The organism is Alteromonas sp. ABH4_456, from assembly GCF_056160645.1.
Map to the genome: position 1 here is coordinate 17,673 of NZ_JBSWXO010000009.1, position 18,982 is coordinate 36,654.

Consider the following 18,982-nt stretch of genomic DNA (forward strand, 5'->3'; position numbering starts at 1 on the left):
ATATACTCACAAAGCCGGTTCCGCTGCCTTCAGGGGCCGCTGACCGGCTTTTCTATATTTAAGCCTCTACCAGTCCTGATAAATCACAGTGACGCCAGGAAATTACCGATGCGCTTTATACCTTCATCCAATGCAGTTTCTGAAGCCGCGAAGGACAAACGCACATAATCATTACCGGTAGCCTCGCCAAAATCATTGCCCGGTGTCAGGGCAACGTGCTGTTCTTCCAGTAACCGCTCACAGAAAGTCATGGCATTCAGACCGGTAGAGGTGACGTTGATATATACATAGAACGCGCCGTCCGGCTCCACATCCACGGATAATCCAGCCTGCTTTAAGCCATCAATAACCCGCTTACGCCGGTGCAGCAGAATATCTCTGCGTCCTTCGCAAACGTTCAGGGTTTCCGGGGTGAAACAGGCCAGCGCCGCATATTGCGCGGGGGTCGACGGACAAATGTATAAGTTTTGCGCCAGACGCTCCATCACCGGCACCATGTCATCCGGCACTACACACCAGCCTAAACGCCAGCCGGTCATACCGAAGTACTTTGAAAAGCTGTTGATCACAATGGCATCGGGGTCGACCGCCAGTACGGTCTGGGCGTGACCATGATGGCTGAGATTCAGGTAAATTTCGTCAACAATACGCCAGCCACCGCGGGATTTTACAAAATCGCATATTGCCGCCAGATCACTTTCAGGCACCGATGTGCCCGTGGGATTAGACGGTGATGCCAGCATCACACCTTTGGTATCGCTCTGCCAGTTTGCCTGCACGCTTTGTGGTGTCAGTTGAAAGCGCTGTTCAGCGCCGGCGGAAATGCTTTGCAACTGCCCGCCAAAGCTTCGGATAAACTGGCGGTTACACGGGTAGGCCGGGTCGGCCAGCATCACTTTGTCGCCGTGATTGACCAGTGCGGCACTCACCAGAAGCAGCGCGGCTGATGCTCCTGCAGTAACCACAACATTGTCTGGATTGACAGCAACACCGTGTCGCTGTCGATAGAAACCGGCAATGGCTTCCCGCAGGGCCGGTAAACCTAAGGCTGAAGTGTAGGGCAGTTCTGCCTTTTCCATGACGTCCTGCATGGCCTGCACAACCGGACCCGGAGCACCGAAATCCGGTTCGCCAATATTGAGTCTGACGACATGGTGCCCTTTTGCTTCAAGGGCACTGGCTTTCTCTGAAAAAGCCATGGCATAGAAGGGTGTAATGGCGTTGGCACGATCTGAAAACTTCAACAAAACAGGCTCCCCGTAAAAACGAGGAGCCATGATACCGCAAACCGGTCAGCGCCAGCCAGCTTACTTGTAGATCACCTGGTTTACGATGTTTTCCAGGCCTTCCTGTTTGCCGGATACCGGCTTAGGATCCAGTGCGTTATCGCTGGCGAACTTAGCTACGTCTTCCAGCGACATTTTACCGTTTAATACCTGTTGGCCGAAATCTTCTGACCAGCCGGCATAGCGTTTCTCAACGGCGTTACCCAGTGCTTCAGACTCCAGCAGGGCAGCGGCTTTTTTCAGGCCCAGCGCACAGGTATCCATGCCGCCGATGTGGCCCAGGAATAAGTCCTCCGGCTCGGTGCTCTGACGGCGTAATTTGGTGTCAAAGTTAAAGCCACCTGAGGTGTAGCCACCATTTTTCAGAATTTCGTAACAAATCAGTGTCATTTCTTCTACTGAATTAGGGAACTGGTCAGTATCCCAGCCTAATTGCGGGTCGCCGCGGTTGGCATCAATAGAACCGAAGATCCCCAGTGCAAACGCAGTGGCAATTTCGTGATGGAAAGAGTGGCCGGACAAGGTGGCGTGGTTAGCTTCAATGTTGACGGCAAACTCTTTCTCTAAACCAAATTCAGACAGGAAGCCGTGTACGGTTGCTGTGTCGTAATCGTACTGATGCTTCGTCGGCTCCTGTGGCTTAGGTTCAATCAGCAACAGGCCGTCAAAGCCGATTTTGTGCTTGTGCTCAACCACCATGTTCATGAAGCGCCCCAGTTGCTGACGTTCACGTTTTAAATCGGTGTTCAGCAGGGTTTCGTAACCTTCACGGCCGCCCCACAGCACGTAGTTTTCACCGCCAAGTTGCTTTGTTGCGTTCATGGCATGAAACACCTGAGTGGCTGCGCGGGCAAACACGGCCGGATCCGGATTGGTCGCTGCGCCTGACATGTAACGTGGATGGCTGAATACATTTGCCGTGCCCCACAGCAGTTTCATGCCGGTTTCTTCCTGCTTGTGCGCCAGCACTTCAGTCATGGTGGAAAAGTTGTGCACGTATTCTTTCAGAGACTGACCTTCCGGTGCCACATCAACATCGTGAAAGCAGTAATAAGGTGCGCCGAGCTTTTCCAGAAACGAAAAAGCCGCATCCGCCTTCGCTTTGGCTTGTGTCATGGCGTCACCCTGAGTCAGCCAGGGACGATTAAATGTGCCGGCACCGAATACATCAGCACCGTCCCAACAGAAGTTGTGCCAGTAGCAGGCTGCAAAGCGCAGGTGCGCTTCCATGGTTTTACCCATGATCACTTCTTCCGGGTTGTAGTGTTTAAAAGCCAGCGGATTGGTTGATTCCGGACCTTCGTATTTGATCTTTGGAATTGCGTCGAAATAGTTGCTCATATTCTTTTTCCTGTTCAGGCAGGGTTCTGGTGGTGCCAGTGTGAAAGACCCTGCGCAGTTCAACAATTATGTTAATTCGTGAAAGTTTTCTGTTTTTTCGGTGACGACCAGAAAGGTTCTATGGCGTAGTAAAGCTCACGGAACTGCTGACGTTTTGCTAAATAGGCTTCGTTAACTTTGGGGGCTGGTTTATATTCCGCTTCGGCTTCAGGCTGGAAACAAATGTCAGATAAGGATTTGTCAGGATTCACCGCCAGTTGCGCAAGCCTTGCAGCTCCGAGCGCAGGGCCAACATCGCCGCCTTTGCGGTAGGTCAGGGTCTGACCGCTGATATCGCTGAGTAACTGTCGCCAGAAAGGACTTTTCGCTCCGCCGCCTATCAGACTGATTGACGATACACTGACGCCACTTTGATGCACTGCGTCCATGCCGTCTGCCAGTGCCATGGAAACACCTTCAATGACAGCTCTGGCCATATGTGCGCGGGTAGTGCTGGCTGTGACCCCGAAAAAGGCTGCTTTCGCATAAGGATTATTATGCGGTGTCCGCTCACCGGTCAGGTAAGGCAAAAACAACGGCGTTGCTTCATCAGAATAAGAGACTGACTGCTCAACATCATCAAGCATCGCGCCTACATCCTCATAGCCACTCTGACCTGCGTACCATTGTAAACAGCTTGCAGCGCTCAGCATTACCGACATCATATGCCAGCGGGATGGGAGGGCGTGACAGAAGCTGTGTACAGCCTGCTCTGTGTTAATGCGAAAGGTATCGGTGACGGCAAAGTAAACCCCGGATGTGCCCAGTGACAGCATGGCCTGACCCGGAGCAACAATACCGCAGCCAATAGCGCCGGCAGCGTTATCGCCACCGCCGCCGGCAACAGGGACGGATTTCATGCCCCAGCGTTCGGCAAGGCTGTCCGTCAGCTCTCCGGTGATCGCGTTCCCCTCGAAAAGTGCCGGCATATGAGATTCATTCAGCCCTGTGGCAGCAAGCAATGTGCTGTCCCATTTACGGGATTCCGTATTCAGCCAGATAGTGCCGGCTGCATCTGACATTTCACTGGCAAACTCACCGGTAAGTTTGTAACGCAGGTAATCTTTGGGCAGCAGTACTTTGTGAATGCGTCCGTAGACGTCAGGTTCATGGTGCTTGACCCACAGGATTTTAGGCGCGGTAAAGCCTGCCATCACAATATTGCCGCTGCGCTGACGTGCGTCGCTCACAGCCGCTTCAATTTCATGACATTCATCGTCGCAGCGGCCGTCGTTCCACAAAATGGCAGGGCGCAATACGTCACCGTTTACATCCAGCAAGGTTGCGCCGTGCATTTGTCCGCTTAGTCCGATGGCCTTCACGTTGCTTAAATCCTGCGATGCTTTCAGCGCATCCAGACACTGACAGGTTGCTTCCCACCAGTCTGCCGGGTCCTGCTCTGACCATAAGGCCCTTGGCATCGACACATTCAGAGACGCATGAGTGGTTCTTACCACCGCGCCCTGTTCGTCTGTTAACACCACCTTTACCCCTGAGGTGCCTAGATCAATGCCTATATACATGTTGTTTCCACTTCTGATAATCCGCTATTTCTCTATGTTGATTATCAAAAGCGCTCAGAGCAATTATGAAATTTTGTAATCTTTTTGTTAATTGCAGTGCACTGGTTTAGGATGCGTAAAAACAATATTCATAAACCGCTTTACGGAATTTAATTAGTCAGGGCCAGCTATGTTTGAAAAATCGCACAGTATCACGCTGCTATTTAATGCCAGTAAGGTGTACGACCGCCAGATCATTGAAGGGATTGGCAGCTATTTACAAACTTCCGGGGCCGACTGGGATTTGTATCTTGAAGAAGACTTTATGACCCGTCTGGAGCATCTGGACGAGTGGATCGGCAACGGGATTATTGCGGATTTCGATAATCCGGCCATCGAAAAAGCGCTGACAAAAGCGAAAGTGCCGGTAGTGGCGGTAGGCGGTTCCTATCAAAATCAAGCTGACTATCCGCAAGTGCCCTACGTCGCCACAGACAATTTCGCGCTGGTTGAAGCCGCTTTTGAACATTTAAAGCAAAAGGGGATAGAGCGCTTTGCTTTCTACGGTGCGCCACTTAACCCGCAACACCGCTGGGCGCAGGAACGTGAGCGGGCTATGCTGGAACTGACACGGCGGGAAGGGTACGAGTGTTATGTTTACCGCGGACATGCTGTGCGCCCGGAAACCTGGCAATATTCTTTAAAACGGCTCACTGACTGGCTGAAAAGTCTACCCGCCCCGGCAGGTATTGTGGCAGTCACCGATGCCCGCGCCCGTCACCTTCTGCAAGCCTGTGATCATCTCGGATTACTCATTCCTGAACGTTTCTCGGTCATCGGTATCGATGATGATGAACTGGCCCGTTATTTAAGCCGTGTCAGCCTTACATCAGTGAAGCAGGGCTGTTTTGATATGGGGTTTCAGGCCGCCAGAATGTTGCACCGTCAGTTGCAGGGCATGCCTGTCAGCAAAGCGCCGGTACTGGTACCACCTGAGCGCGTAGCAGAGCGGCAGTCTACCGATTACAAAGCGATTAAAGATCCGCTGGTGATGCAGGCCATGCATTTCATACGACATAACGCCTGTCGCGGCATTAAAGTTGACCAGGTGCTGGACTACGTAGGTATATCCCGCTCAAACCTGGAGGGCCGCTTTAAAGAGGAGCGGGGACACAGCATTCATACTGAAATTCACAACGAAAAACTCAGCCGCGCCTGCAAAATGCTGAAGGAAACCGACGAAGCCGCTGTGGAAATTGCCGGCGTGTGCGGATACCCCTCTATTCAGTACATGTACGCCATTTTCCGTAAGCACTTTGATCAGACGCCAGTGGAGTACCGTCAGGCACACCGGCCGCAAAGTCTGGATGACTTGCCCGTGGAAGGTTTATCAAAGTTTGCCGCCATCTAGAGAGCAATGAAACTTAAATAACGCAGAATTATTAATACCGGAGAATCAGTACCCTATGGACACCGTGTTATCAGCAAGTACAGACAAGCCCTCTGAAAACAGGCGTTTTATCCTCTTCATCAGTGTTGTTGCCACTATAGGTGGTTTCTTATTCGGGTTCGACAGTGGCGTTATTAACGGTACTGTTGACGGTTTACAGGCCGCCTTTCAGTCAGAAAGTGTGGGGACCGGATTTAATGTTTCCAGTATGCTTTTAGGGTGTGCCGTCGGTGCTTTTTTTGCCGGGCGGCTGGCAGACAAGTATGGCAGAAGAGCATTGCTGCTGGTGGCAGCTGTGTTCTTTATCATCAGTGCCTGGGGCTCCGGCGTTTCTACCAGCGGTGGTGAGTTTGTTTTTTATCGTATCCTGGGTGGGCTTGCGGTAGGCGCTGCCTCTGTTATGGCTCCGGCTTATATTGCCGAAGTCTCGCCTGCCAGATACCGTGGCATGCTCACGTCGATCCAGCAAATCGCTATTATCAGCGGGTTATTTGCGGCTTTTCTCAGTAACTACATTCTTGCCGATTTCGCCTCGGGTTCTACGCAGGCTCTGTGGATGGATTATGCAGCCTGGCGCTGGATGTTCTGGATGGAGCTGATCCCGGCGTCGTTGTTCTTAGTGATGCTGTTATTTATACCTGAAAGTCCCCGTTTCCTTGTAGTTAAAGGAGATAAAGTCAAGGCGCAGCAGGTTCTGAGTAAGCTTTATGGCGATGCTGGAGCGGGCAAGCTGACTGACATTGAATCCACACTGGCAAATGATCATCGGCCGCGCCTGAGCGACCTGAAACAACCGGATACCGGAAAGGTCAGACCTATCGTGTGGATTGGTCTGGGACTTGCCACCTTGCAGCAACTGGTGGGTATTAACGTGGTGTTCTATTACGGCGCGGTGTTATGGCAAGCCGTCGGCTTCTCAGAAAGTGACGCCCTTCTGATCAACGTGATAAGCGGAGCCATCAGTATTGCTGCCTGTCTGGTTACCCTGACAATCATCGATAAAGTAGGCCGCAAACCGCTGTTGAAGTGGGGGGCTGCCGGTATGTCTGTCACGCTTATCGCGCTGGTTGTCGCGTTTGGCAACGCGGAGCAGGGGATGGATGGAAAATTGATAATGGGTGCCTGGGGACCAGTAGCACTGATTGCCGCCAATCTGTATGTGTTCTGCTTTAACTTTTCCTGGGGCCCGGTAATGTGGGTGATGCTGGGGGAAATGTTCCCCAATCAAATCCGTGGCTCCGGTCTGGCGGTGAGCGGATTGATCCAGTGGCTGACAAACTTCGCTATTACATGGACTTTCCCGATGATGCTGGCCGGTATTGGTCTGGCAGGCGCGTACGGCTTCTATGCATTGTGTGCAGTGCTGTCAGTGATTTTTGTCAGTAAGTACGTGTATGAAACCCGTGGTCGTGAACTGGAAGCTATGAAAGGCTGAGGCGGCGGGAAAAACCTTACATCCACTGAGTATTAATGGCATACGAAAAGCGGTAGTATGCCTTTTTACGTTTCAGCCTTTTACCGCAAGCAAATACCGGAATGTAAAGGGCTGCATCACAAGGATGCCTCATGTCACAGCCGGTCAGACTCCTCAGTTTTTCCATCGCTTTTGCCTGCATATTGTTATCGCTCAATTTTGGGTTGCGCTCTTCCATGGGCTTCTTCATGGAGCCTGTTTCTTCAGAGTTTGGCTACGGCCGTGAGGTGTTTGCTTTTGCGCTGGCGATGCAAAATTTATGGTGGGGACTCTTTCAGCCTGTTGCCGGGGCGATGGCAGACCGTTTCGGTACCGTAAAAACCGTTATTCTGGGCGCCTTCCTGTATGCCGGTGGTTTAGCGGTTACTGCCTTCAGTGACAGCGCCGGCAGCCTGAACGCGGGAGCCGGCTTGCTGATGGGGATGGGCATCGCCGCCTCCGGTCTGGGCGTGGTATTGCCTGCGATGGCAAGAATGGTGTCTCCGGAAAAACGCTCATTTGCCTTAGGTCTTGGCAGTGCAGCCGGCTCCGCCGGACAGTTGCTGGTAGTACCCGTTGCACAGCATTTTATTGCCGCTTATGGCTGGAGCAATGCGTTGTTACTGATGGCGGGAAGTGCGCTGATGATGAGCCTGATGGCCGGTTCATTAACCGGCAGCGGCGGGCAGCAGGCGGCGCAGGGCAACACACAGGTGCGTCAGACTGTGAAAGAGGCGCTGAAAGAGGCTTGTACCTACCCCCATTACTGGCTGATTGTGGTGGGGTTTTATGTGTGCGGTTTCCAGCTGGCATTCATTACCGTGCATATGCCTGCATTTCTTGCTGACAGGGGCTTTACCGCTGACATCGCGGTCATGAGCCTGGCGCTTATCGGGTTGTTTAACATCTTTGGCTGCCTGTTGTCCGGCTCATGGGCGGGTAAATATTCCAAGAAAAATCTGCTCACCCTCATTTACGCACTGCGGGCTGTTGCCATTGCCGGCTTCATGTATTTTCCCATGTCATCAACATCGGTCTACATATTCTCTATTGTGACTGGTTTGTTGTGGCTGGCCACGGTGCCGCCTACATCCGGGCTGGTGGCGCAGTTATTCGGTCTGCCGCACATGGGGCTGCTGTACGGGATTGTGTTTTTAAGCCACCAGTTGGGTTCATTCAGCGGAGTCTGGCTGGGTGGTTATCTGTACGATACCACCGGTTCTTACGATGTAGTCTGGTGGAGTGCCTGCGTGATTGCCGGTATCACAGCGCTGATCCACATTTTCATTGATGAGCGCCCGGTTTTAAGATTGCGAACGGCACAGGCATAGTGAAGACGGGCGTGATGTCACGCCTGTCTGTTGATTCAGATAAAACGTGACATATCCGGATGGGCGATCTCAATCCATTGTTTCAGTGACGGTTCCTCAATGAAGCTGAAGTCGGCGAAGTCAAAGCCCGGCGCTACGCTGCAGCCCACGAGAGTGTATTCTCCGGTGGTTTCAGCGGCCTGAAAGTTGCCGGCCGGAATGACAGCTGCATAGCCATGTTCCCTGCCACCAATCCGCTGTTCTCTCAGCTGTTGCTGATGAATGTGGTACAGACGCAATGGCGCTCCCTCGTAATGGTTCCAGACTTCATCATGTAAAACGCGGTGGAAGCGGCTTACCTGACCTTCAAGCAACAGAAAGTAGATATGCGTCATGGCGGGGCGGCCCAGACCGTGTGCAGGTGAATTAACCTGTTTATCAGACTTGAATATCTGCCTGTAAAATCCGCCTTCCGGGTGGGGTTCCAGTTGCAGTTGATCGATTAATTCGTGATGTCGCGTTTTGCCCATGTTTTTATAATTCTTCTTTTGTGTGTTTACCCTGTACAAATAGCATACCGCGCCCGTTAATCGAAAACATCATCTTTATTAACCAATTCTAAACAAATCCGATGTGGTAAACGGGTGAACTTTTTTTCACAACATCACCGTATGAATGAGAAATTCTCCGGCGCTTTTTTGTCTGTTCAGGCCATACAGAACCGCGCACTCATTCAATTTGAAAGGTGAAAACGTGAAATATCAGAAGTTTACGACCGTTAATGTTGGCGATAATGCATTCAAAGCAATCAGTTTCGATTCCATTGGGCAGCAATTCGACCTCGACCGTCTGCCTTTCTGCATAAAGATCCTGCTGGAAAACTTAATCCGCCACGAAGACAAGGAATTCGTAAGCAGCGAAGATATTGAGAAAGTGGCGAAGTGGGATATCAAAGATGACAGTCAGCATGAAATTTCCTTTGTACCGGCCAGGGTAATTCTGCAGGATTTTACCGGCGTCCCGGCCATTGTTGACCTCGCCGCCATGCGTGATGCGGTTAATAATTTAGGAGGGGATGCACAAACCATTAACCCTCTGAACCCTGTAGAGCTGGTTATCGACCACTCTGTTATGGTGGATTATTTTGCCTCAGAGGATGCTTTCGAGAAAAACACCGGTGTTGAAGTTCAGCGAAACCGTGAGCGCTATCAGTTTCTGAAATGGGGACAGTCTTCTTTCGACAACTTCAAAGTGGTGCCGCCGGGTCGGGGTATCGTGCACCAGGTGAACCTGGAATATCTCGCACGTTGTGCGTTTACCAAACAGGAAGGAGACGACACACTGGTGTATCCGGACACGCTGGTAGGCACAGACTCTCATACCACAATGATTAACGGTCTTGGCGTACTTGGCTGGGGCGTGGGTGGTATTGAAGCCGAAGCGGCCATGCTGGGACAACCCGTTACCATGCTGCGCCCGGACGTTGTAGGCTTCCGTTTAACCGGTAAGTTAAATCCCGGCGTAACTGCAACTGACATGGTTCTGACGATCACTGAAAAACTGCGAGAGCATGGTGTAGTAGGCAAGTTCGTTGAGTTCTACGGCCCGGGCATTAAATACCTTACCACTGCAGACCGCGCGACCATTGCGAACATGGCACCTGAATACGGTGCCACCTGCGGTATCTTCCCGGTAGACAGTGTGGCACTGGATTACCTGAAACTGACCGGTCGTCCTGACGAACAGATTGAACTGGTGGAAGCCTACGCAAAATCAGCCGGTCTGTGGCACGACGATCACACGAAAGATGCCATTTATCATGAAACGCTGGAATTGGACCTGGCTGATGTGGTGCCTTCTATTGCAGGACCCAAACGTCCGCAGGACCGTATTGCTCTTGATACTGCCGCGAGTGCCTTCACTGACTGGTATCAGTCTCAGATTGATATAAAAGTCGAAGGTGAAGAAGCTAAATTTGTTGCTGAAGGCGGCGACATGGCAGAGGTGGATGAAGAGCAGGATTCTTTCGTCGACTTCAATGGTGAGAAATTTAATCTGGAAGACGGTGCAATCGTTATTGCCGCCATTACCAGCTGTACGAATACGTCTAATCCGTCAGTGCTTATCGGTGCCGGTTTGCTGGCGAAGAAAGCCGTGGAGCTGGGTCTGACCCGTAAGCCCTGGGTGAAAACTTCACTGGCGCCGGGTTCACAGGTGGTCACACAGTATCTGGAAGATGCAGGACTGATGGAGCCCCTTGAGCAACTTGGCTTTAACCTGGTGGGATACGGCTGTACGACTTGTATCGGAAACTCCGGTCCGCTGCCTGAAGAAATTTCCCGTGCAATTAACGATGCGAAACTCACCGTTACCTCGGTATTGTCCGGTAACCGTAACTTTGAAGGTCGTATCCATCCGGATGTAGCGGCTAACTACCTGGCTTCACCACCGCTGGTGGTGGCGTACGCGCTGGCTGGCAACATGAAAGTGGATATTACCCGTGAGCCAATCGGTACAGATAAGAACGGAAAACCGGTTTATCTGAAAGATCTGTGGCCATCAGAACAGGAAATTCAGGCGAAAATTAACGACTATGTATCGGGCGATCTGTTTAAGCAGAAATACGCGGATGTATTTAAAGGCAATGACATCTGGAACGAACTGAATGTGTCTTCAAGCTCTGTGTATGACTGGCCGGATTCCTCTTACATCAAACATCCGCCGTTCTTCGCTGACATGGGCAGTGAGCCTGCGGCACTGAGTGCCATTGAAGGTGCGCGTTGTCTGGTGAAGGTGGGTGACTCCATCACTACCGACCATATTTCTCCTGCCGGCGCCATTGCCCCGGACAGCCCCGCGGGACAATATCTGCAGGAGCAGGATATTAAGCCGGAAGACTTTAATTCTCTGGGATCACGCCGTGGTAACCACGAGGTGATGATGCGGGGTACGTTTGCCAATGTGAGACTGAAAAATCAGTTAGCACCCGGCACCACCGGCAGCGCAACCACCCATTATCCCAGCGGTGATGCTATGTCTATCTTCCATGCGGCCATGCGCTACCGTGAAGACGGTGTGCCGGCTGTGGTTATCGGAGGCAAAGAGTATGGTACAGGCTCAAGCCGGGACTGGGCAGCCAAAGGGCCGTCATTATTAGGTGTCAAAGCCGTAATGGTAGAGAGTTATGAGCGTATTCACCGTTCTAACCTCATTGGTATGGGTATTCTGCCGTTGCAGTTTAAAGAGGGCGACAGCGCGTCATCACTGTCATTGCGTGGTGACGAAACCTACAGCATTGCACCGGTTGAACGTGGTCAGAAGGAAGTGCAGGTAACTGTCACGACTGACGATGGTGAGGCCCGTCAATTTATGATGGACGTACGGATTGATACCGCCAATGAGTTTACCTACTTCGAAAACGGCGGCATCCTGCACTATGTTATCCGCGAGTATCTGAAGAAAGGCGCTTAAATATAGCGCCGTCTTTCGGCAAGTACGCCCAGAATGATGAATGCACTGATAAAGCCCGCGCCCTGTAAATACCAGGGCAGGTATTTTATCAGGTAGAGCAGGAACGGCGCACCGTGAATAGTGAGCAGCCCGTATCCGAAAGCACACAGCAACACGAACAGTGTGGTGCGGATAAGAAAATGATACGGCGCCAGCATGCGTTTGATATGTTTATTGATGATATCGCCGTACACCACCAGAATGGTGGCCATCAGCATGATACTCAATTGGGTGTAATAGGGAGATAGCCACTGGCTTAACTGGCCAAATAGTTCTGTCATAAATTCACTGCAAAAATGCCCGCTTTGATAGCGGGCATTTTACGTTTTGCGGCAAAGAAAACCTACGTCTGAATTAAGGTTCAGCGTATGTGCATGACCACTCAGGTATTAGCCGGCCAGCAAGGTGGATACGGCTTTGTAACCCTGCTGAATGGTTTGCAGTTTATCCGGTGTCTGGTCGCGTTCAACGAAGCGGTGCTCTACGCCTGCCTGCTTCGATGCGGCAAAGATTTTGGCAAAGTTAATTGTACCGGTACCTACGTCAGCGAACTGGCCCTGCTTGTCCATGTCTTTGACGTGCCACAGCTTGAAGCGGCCGGGATGTTTGGCAAAATAGGCCAGCGGATCTTTATTGGCTTTGAACATCCAGAACAAATCCATTTCCATCGCCATTTTGTCGGCATCCACTTCATTCAGTAACACATCGTACGGCTCGACACCGTCAGTAACGTGGAATTCGAAATCATGATTGTGGTAGGCCAGTTTCAGTCCCTGACGGTTACAGGCATCGCCCCACTTATTGCATTCTTCTGCCAGCTTTTTGTACACATCGATGGTTGTACCGCGCTGTTCTTCAGTCAGATAGGGGATAACCACATATTTGTGGCCTACTTCGAGGGCGGTTTCGATAACTTTATTAATGCCTTCTTTGCGGAACATATCCAGAGGAATGTGTGCAGAAGGAGCTGAAAGGCCTTCACCATCAACAATTTTGCGGATTTCTTTCGGGCTGTGACCAAAATAACCGGCGAATTCCAGTTCTTTGTAGCCTACCGCTGAAACCAGTTTCAGCACGGCTGGCACACTGACGGCCATCATATCGCGCAGTGTATACAGCTGTAGTCCTACGCGGGTTTCCGCTTTAGCCTGACCAAATGCAAATCCCGGTGCCATCAGCAGGCCTGCTCCGGCTGCGCCCAGTTTTACGAATTGACGACGGTCCAGTGAAGACTGGCCGATCTTGCTGGCAATATGACTTGCCTTATTGTTTCTGCCTGACATGTTATTCTCCTTCGTCATTTGCACTTGCTCACGAAGTTACAGCGTACGCAGCAAGTAAATATCATCGTTCTGTTTAATCCGGAGCCTTTCCGGTGCTGCCCCGTAAAATGAGTTTGAACGGCATAATTACTTTAGGTGCCGTTGTCAGTTTGCCTTCCAGTACGTCCACTAACAAGTTTACAGCAGTGCGGCCGAAGGCTTCTGCCGGCTGTGCAATGGTGGTCAGAGGGGGATCGCAATAGGCGGCAAAGTCGATATTATCAAAGCCGGCAACCGAGATATCCTGAGGTACCCGCAAACCTGCGTTTTTAAAGCCCTGAAGTGCACCCAGAGCGGTTTCATCGTTCTCACAAAATACCGCAGTAGGGCGGTTATCCAGTGCCAGCATCCGGCCGGCAGCTTCATATCCAGCCTGCAACGTAAAATCGCCGGCGAAAAGCAAAGATTGATCGTAAGGAATATCGGCGGCCTGTAACGCGTCACGGTAACCGGCAAGCCGCTCCTGTGTGAGGGGACTGTCTGCAGGCCCCTTAAAAAGCGCAATACGTTTGTGACCAAGAGAGAGCAGATGCTCCGTCATGGCTCTGGCCGCGGCGCGGTTATCCAGTGTCACGGTCGGGCAAATATTCGAACTGAGCACCTCACAGGCATTCACCATGGGCAGCATGCTGTCGTTCTTGCCGGTATCTTCAGAAAACGGGTTGTGTGCGCGAAGCTGAATAAGTCCGTCAGCTTGTGATGTTTGTACCATCTTGGCGTAATTTGCCTCGATGTCTGCATTACCAAGCGTGTTGCCCAGTAACAGTGAATAGCCGGATTCGGCTGCAGCTTCCTGCATGCCACTGATCACCCGGGCAAAAAATACGTTTGCCACCGTCGGAACCAGTACTACCAGACTGTGCGTTTTACCGGAGCGGAATTTTACCGCCATCAGATTAGGCTTATATCCTACTTCACTTACTGCTGACATGACCTTAGCCCGTGTTTTCGGAGAAACACGTTCAGGCTGTTGCAAAGCACGCGACACAGTTGCCACGGAAACTCCGGCTAAATCAGCGACATCTCGGATATTTGGCATTACCTTTTTCTCAAACCACTTTTTTATTCTTTGCAGTGCGAAGTGAGGTATTCACTTCTGTGCATATGTAACGGATTACATTTTGTCGCGACAGGATTACCCAAATGTAAGCATAAATCCAGTTTTAAATGTGAAATATAAACAAAAAATATACAAAATTTCCGTGTATTCATTACATTTGGTCGTTCGAACTACGACGATGGTAGAAAATTCGTTGACATCAATTTATGTAATCCGTTACATTTTTACAGTAATTACATATTTGTAACAACGATGTGCACAATTGGGGGAATACATGGCGAAGTTGCAGCGGGTTCGCATGGGTATGGTCGGTGGTGGTGAAGGTGCTTTTATCGGCGCCGTACATCGTCACGCAGCAGGCCTGGACGGTCAGTACGATTTAGTTTGCGGGGCATTCAGCCGCGATACTGGGAATAATCAGCGTACCGGTGACAGTTTGGGTTTAAGCAGCGACCGCGTTTATGCGTCGTGGCAGGAAATGCTGGAAGCAGAAAATAAATTACCTGCTGACGAGCGTATGGAAGTGGTTGTGGTTGTTACGCCGAACCATCTTCACGTGCCGGTCACCATAGCCGCGCTCGAAGCTGGCTATCATGTATTCTGCGAAAAGCCTGCCGGTCTGAATCTGGCAGAAACCAAAGAGCTGGCGAAAGTCGTTAACAGTTCTGACCGTCTGTATGGACTGGCACACACCTACCTGGGGTATCCCATGGTGTGGCAGGCTAAAGCCATGGTTGAAGATGGCAAACTGGGCAACATCCGTAAAATTCTCGTTGAGTACCCGCAGGGCTGGTTAAGCGGCGAAGACGATCCTGATAACAAACAGGCTGCATGGCGCACAGATCCGGCATTGTCGGGCGGTGCAGGGTGTATGGGCGATATCGGTACCCATGCCTTTGGTCTGGCCGAATTTATCAGCGGCCACACGGTAACTGAACTGTGTGCAGACATGAACATCATTGTGCCGAACCGCCGTTTAGACGATGACGGGGCAGCATTCTTCCGCACTGCCGAAGGCGCTAAGGGCGTGCTAATCGCCAGCCAGGTGTGTGCCGGTGAAGAGAACGCGCTGAAAATTAAAGTGTACGGTGATAAAGGCGGACTGGAATGGCATCAGATGGAGCCTAACTCCGTTATTTTCCGCACACTGGATGCACCTTACTGCGTATACCGTGCCGGTTCCGGCCAGCCGGGTTTGTATCCTGAAGCGTCCGATCGCTGCCGTACTCCGTCAGGTCATCCTGAAGGCTATCTCGAAGCTTTTGCTAACCTCTACCGTTACTTTGCCATCGCTGTACGCGAAGGTCAGACAGGTAAAGCTGAAGGCGTGCCCGGTCTGAAGTCCGGTTTACGCGGAATGGCATTTATTGAAGCAATGGTTGCCTCCGGCGCCAGCGACGTGAAGTGGCATCCGATCCCGGATACCGAGTAACAGACCCGTTTACAGAATTTAGGAGATTACCATGGCAGCAATTAAAGGCCCTGCGATTTTTTTAGCGCAATTTGCAGGTGACAAAGCGCCGTTCGATACCCTGGAAGGGATGGCAAAGTGGGCCGCTTCACTGGGCTACAAGGGCATTCAGGTGCCAACTGACCCCAAATTATTTGATTTAGAAATTGCCGCAGAAAGTCAGGAATACTGCGACAAAGTAAAAGCCATGTGTGCTGAAGCCGGTGTTGAAATTACCGAGCTGTCTACACATTTGCAGGGACAACTGGTGGCTGTTCACCCTGCTTACGATGAGTTATTCGATAACTTCGCGCCTGAGCATTTACACGGTAAGCCGAAAGAGCGTACTGAATGGGCAATCAATCAGCTGATGCTGGCAGCAAAAGCCAGTAAACGTCTTGGCCTGAAAGCACACGTGACTTTCTCCGGTGCACTGATGTGGCATCTGGTCTACCCGTGGCCGCAACGTCCTGCCGGTCTTGTTGACGAAGGCTTCAAAGAACTGGGTAACCGCTGGAGACCTATTCTGGATGCATTCGAAGAAGCTGGTGTTGATTTGTGCTACGAAATCCACCCGGGTGAAGACTTACACGACGGTGCAACATTTGAGCGTTTCCTGCAGGAAGTTGACGATCACCCCCGCGCAAACATTCTGTTCGATCCCAGCCACTTCGTGCTGCAACAACTGGATTACCTGGACTTTATCGACCGTTACCACGACCGCATCAAAATGTTCCATGTAAAAGATGCTGAGTTCCTGCCAAATGGCAGAAGCGGCGTATACGGTGGTTACCAGGGTTGGGTAGACCGTCCGGGACGCTTCCGTTCACTGGGCGACGGCCAGGTAGATTTCAAGAGCATCTTTACTAAGCTTACCCAGTACGGTTTTGAAGGCTGGGCAGTGCTTGAGTGGGAATGCTGTCTGAAAGATTCTGCGCAGGGTGCAGCTGAAGGTGCACCATTTATCGCATCTCACATTATTGAGCCAACTAAAGTTGCGTTCGATGACTTTGCCGGTGCTGGCAGCAGCACAGAAAGAAACCGCCGGATCCTGGGTCTGGACAAATAATAATAATGCCCGGGGCCAAAAGGCCCCGAAGTAGTAAGAGGATATAAAAATGATAATGACCCGCCTGAGCATTATGATGTTTCTCCAGTTTTTTATCTGGGGTGGCTGGTTTGTGACCTTAGGTACCTTCATGGGGCAAACACTGGGCGCTTCCGGTAGTGAAATCGGTATGGCGTTTTCTACCCAGTCCTGGGGTGCGATTATTGCGCCTTTCATCGTTGGCTTAATCGCTGACCGTTTCTTTAATGCAGAACGTATTCTGGGTGTGCTTCACCTGATTGGCGCAGCACTGATGTACATGATGTACGTCTCGACTGACTTTGCATCATTTTATCCCTATGTACTGGGTTACATGATTGCTTATATGCCGACGCTGGCGCTGGTTAACTCGGTATCATTCGGCCAGATGACTGACCCGTCAAAACAATTCGGTAAAGTACGTGTTTGGGGAACCATAGGTTGGATTTTAGCCGGTCTGGTGATCAGCTATGTGTTCTCATGGGATTCTGCCAGCGGCATTTCTGAAGGCGCACTGCGTAACACCTTTGCGCTTTCTGCCATTGGCTCATTAATTCTGGGTATCTTCAGCTTCACGTTACCTGCAACACCACCTAAAGCGAAAGGTACAGCTTCGGCAAGTCTGGGTGAAATGCTGGGTCTGGATGCACTGACACTGCTTAAAAGCCGCAGCTTCCTGGTGTTCTTCCTGTCTTCGGTACTGATTTGTATTCCGCTGGCGTTCTACTATCAGAATGCGAACCCATTCCTGGCCGGCATCGGCGTGGAAAATCCGACGGGTAAAATGGCGCTGGGTCAGGTTTCAGAAGCATTGTTCATTCTGGCACTGCCGGTATTCCTGAACCGTTTCGGCATCAAGGCAACGTTATTGCTGGGTATGCTGGCGTGGGTACTGCGTTATGTGATGTTCGCTTACGGTGATGCTGACGGCGGTATGTTCTTATTATTAATCGGTATTGCACTGCACGGTATTTGTTACGATTTCTTCTTCGTATCCGGACAGATTTATACCGATGCTAAAGCCGGTGAAAAAATCAAAAGTGCGGCGCAGGGCCTCATCACATTAGCCACCTATGGTGTGGGTATGCTGATTGGTTTCTGGGTTGCAGGTAAGATCACCGACACTTACACATCAGAAGCCGGAGCGGACTGGAGCAGCATCTGGTTGTTCCCTGCAGGGTTCGCGGCTGTCGTACTGGTACTTTTCTTCATCCTGTTCAAAGACGAGAAGGTTTCCACCGATGCGTAATTCGCGTAGAGCGGTGCTTAAAGGGCTGGCGCTGTCAGGGGTTGGGCTGACAGCGACCAGTGCTTTATCTCTTCATGCGCATGCTGGCACAAGCCAGCATGCCGCCCTCAAAGGAAATATCAAACACGCAGTGGCGCGTTGGACATTTCCGGATCTTTCTTTAGAGGAGCTATGCCTTGCCATTAAAGATATGGGCTTTTCAGCAATCGACTTAGTGGGTCCTGATGAGTGGCATATCCTTAAGAAACATGGCGTGCATTGCTCTATGTGTAATGGTGCTGAACTGAACCTTGAAGACGGTTGGTGTGATGACCGTTTTCATGAAGCGCTCATCGAACGTTACATTCCGCATATAGAGAAAGTGGCGGCAGCCGGTTACACCAACCTCATTTGTTTTAGTGGTAACAAACGGGGTATGGACAACGAAACCGGACTGAAAAATGCCGTTAAAGGGCTATCACAAATTCTGCCTCATGCTGAAAAGCACGGGGTAGTGCTGCAAATGGAACTGTTTAACAGCAAGGTCAATCATCCTGATTACATGGCCGACAATTCAGCCTGGGGTATCGAGCTGTGTCGCCGGCTGGGATCAGCGCATTTTAAATTGCTGTACGACATCTACCATATGCAGATAAGCGAGGGTGACATCATTCGCACCATACGTGACAACCATCAGTATTTCGGGCATTACCACACAGCGGGTGTGCCGGGGCGTCACGAGATTGATGACTCTCAGGAACTGTATTATCCGGCCATTGCGAAAGCGATTAAGGATTTACCGTTTGACGGGTATCTGGCCCAGGAATTTATTCCAACTCCAGACAGTAAGGCAGGCAAACTGAAGTCGCTTAACCAGGCGATCCGCATTTGTGATGTCTGATCAGTAGAAACGCTTTTGCCGGACGTGTTTAAGGGGACAAAAC

15 protein-coding genes are annotated in these 18,982 nt (G+C 51.1%); 8 read left to right on the plus strand and 7 right to left on the minus strand.

Features of this window, described 5'->3' with window-relative positions; translation table 11 throughout:
* Positions 1-83: 83 nt before the first annotated feature.
* The 3 genes from ACXAG2_RS14105 to xylB form a co-directional block, all read right to left on the minus strand.
* Positions 84-1,244: a pyridoxal phosphate-dependent aminotransferase gene (locus ACXAG2_RS14105; protein WP_474868228.1), complete on the minus strand. Its 1,161-nt coding sequence runs from the start codon at positions 1,242-1,244 to the stop codon at positions 84-86.
* 63 nt (positions 1,245-1,307) lie between these two features.
* On the minus strand, positions 1,308-2,627 hold the full coding sequence (gene xylA / locus ACXAG2_RS14110; RefSeq protein ID WP_474867945.1) for a xylose isomerase: 1,320 nt from the start codon (positions 2,625-2,627) through the stop codon (positions 1,308-1,310).
* Positions 2,628-2,698: 71 nt separating this feature from the next.
* Entirely contained in the window at positions 2,699-4,189 is a 1,491-nt protein-coding gene (gene xylB, locus ACXAG2_RS14115) for a xylulokinase (protein ID WP_474867946.1), read from the minus strand.
* A gap of 169 nt (positions 4,190-4,358) precedes the next feature.
* On the opposite strand from xylB, the gene ACXAG2_RS14120 reads away from it, so the two are divergent.
* From ACXAG2_RS14120 to ACXAG2_RS14130, 3 genes are all read left to right on the plus strand, one after another.
* On the plus strand, positions 4,359-5,579 hold the full coding sequence (locus tag ACXAG2_RS14120; RefSeq protein WP_474867948.1) for a XylR family transcriptional regulator: 1,221 nt from the start codon (positions 4,359-4,361) through the stop codon (positions 5,577-5,579).
* 55 nt (positions 5,580-5,634) lie between these two features.
* Positions 5,635-7,053: a sugar porter family MFS transporter gene (locus ACXAG2_RS14125; protein ID WP_474867951.1), complete on the plus strand. Its 1,419-nt coding sequence runs from the start codon at positions 5,635-5,637 to the stop codon at positions 7,051-7,053.
* Between the two features lie 131 nt (positions 7,054-7,184).
* Positions 7,185-8,402: an MFS transporter gene (locus tag ACXAG2_RS14130; RefSeq protein WP_303572105.1), complete on the plus strand. Its 1,218-nt coding sequence runs from the start codon at positions 7,185-7,187 to the stop codon at positions 8,400-8,402.
* A 35-nt stretch (positions 8,403-8,437) separates the two neighbouring features.
* Here ACXAG2_RS14130 and ACXAG2_RS14135 read toward each other — a convergent pair whose 3' ends face one another.
* Positions 8,438-8,911 carry a cupin domain-containing protein gene (locus ACXAG2_RS14135; RefSeq protein WP_119502826.1) on the minus strand — a complete coding sequence of 158 codons (474 nt, stop codon included), beginning with the start codon at positions 8,909-8,911 and terminating at the stop codon, positions 8,438-8,440.
* Between the two features lie 145 nt (positions 8,912-9,056).
* On the opposite strand from ACXAG2_RS14135, the gene acnA reads away from it, so the two are divergent.
* Positions 9,057-11,852 carry an aconitate hydratase AcnA gene (gene acnA / locus ACXAG2_RS14140; protein WP_474867953.1) on the plus strand — a complete coding sequence of 932 codons (2,796 nt, stop codon included), beginning with the start codon at positions 9,057-9,059 and terminating at the stop codon, positions 11,850-11,852.
* Here the strand turns inward: acnA and ACXAG2_RS14145 are convergent.
* From ACXAG2_RS14145 to ACXAG2_RS14155, 3 genes are all read right to left on the minus strand, one after another.
* Complete coding sequence (locus ACXAG2_RS14145) at positions 11,849-12,172, minus strand: DUF3392 family protein (RefSeq protein WP_119502824.1); 324 nt, start codon at positions 12,170-12,172, stop codon at positions 11,849-11,851. The genes acnA and ACXAG2_RS14145 overlap by 4 nt on opposite strands.
* Before the next feature lie 108 nt (positions 12,173-12,280).
* Entirely contained in the window at positions 12,281-13,174 is an 894-nt protein-coding gene (locus ACXAG2_RS14150) for a sugar phosphate isomerase/epimerase family protein (RefSeq protein WP_303572102.1), read from the minus strand.
* Positions 13,175-13,247: 73 nt separating this feature from the next.
* Positions 13,248-14,252, minus strand: a complete 1,005-nt coding sequence (locus ACXAG2_RS14155) for a LacI family DNA-binding transcriptional regulator (RefSeq protein ID WP_474841594.1) — start codon at positions 14,250-14,252, stop codon at positions 13,248-13,250.
* A 295-nt stretch (positions 14,253-14,547) separates the two neighbouring features.
* On the opposite strand from ACXAG2_RS14155, the gene ACXAG2_RS14160 reads away from it, so the two are divergent.
* The 4 genes from ACXAG2_RS14160 to ACXAG2_RS14175 are packed head-to-tail and all read left to right on the plus strand — an operon-like array spanning position 14,548 to position 18,939.
* The gene (locus ACXAG2_RS14160; protein WP_474848285.1) at positions 14,548-15,705 is read left to right on the plus strand and encodes a Gfo/Idh/MocA family protein; all 1,158 of its coding nucleotides are present in this window, start codon (positions 14,548-14,550) and stop codon (positions 15,703-15,705) included.
* A gap of 31 nt (positions 15,706-15,736) precedes the next feature.
* A complete protein-coding gene (locus tag ACXAG2_RS14165; protein WP_119502820.1) occupies positions 15,737-16,792 on the plus strand; it encodes a sugar phosphate isomerase/epimerase family protein in 1,056 nt (351 codons plus the stop codon).
* 49 nt (positions 16,793-16,841) lie between these two features.
* A complete protein-coding gene (locus tag ACXAG2_RS14170; RefSeq protein ID WP_181013638.1) occupies positions 16,842-18,059 on the plus strand; it encodes a nucleoside permease in 1,218 nt (405 codons plus the stop codon).
* Positions 18,052-18,939 carry a hydroxypyruvate isomerase family protein gene (locus ACXAG2_RS14175; RefSeq protein ID WP_119502818.1) on the plus strand — a complete coding sequence of 296 codons (888 nt, stop codon included), beginning with the start codon at positions 18,052-18,054 and terminating at the stop codon, positions 18,937-18,939. The genes ACXAG2_RS14170 and ACXAG2_RS14175 overlap by 8 nt, the downstream gene beginning before the upstream one ends.
* The last annotated feature ends 43 nt before the right edge of the window (positions 18,940-18,982 follow it).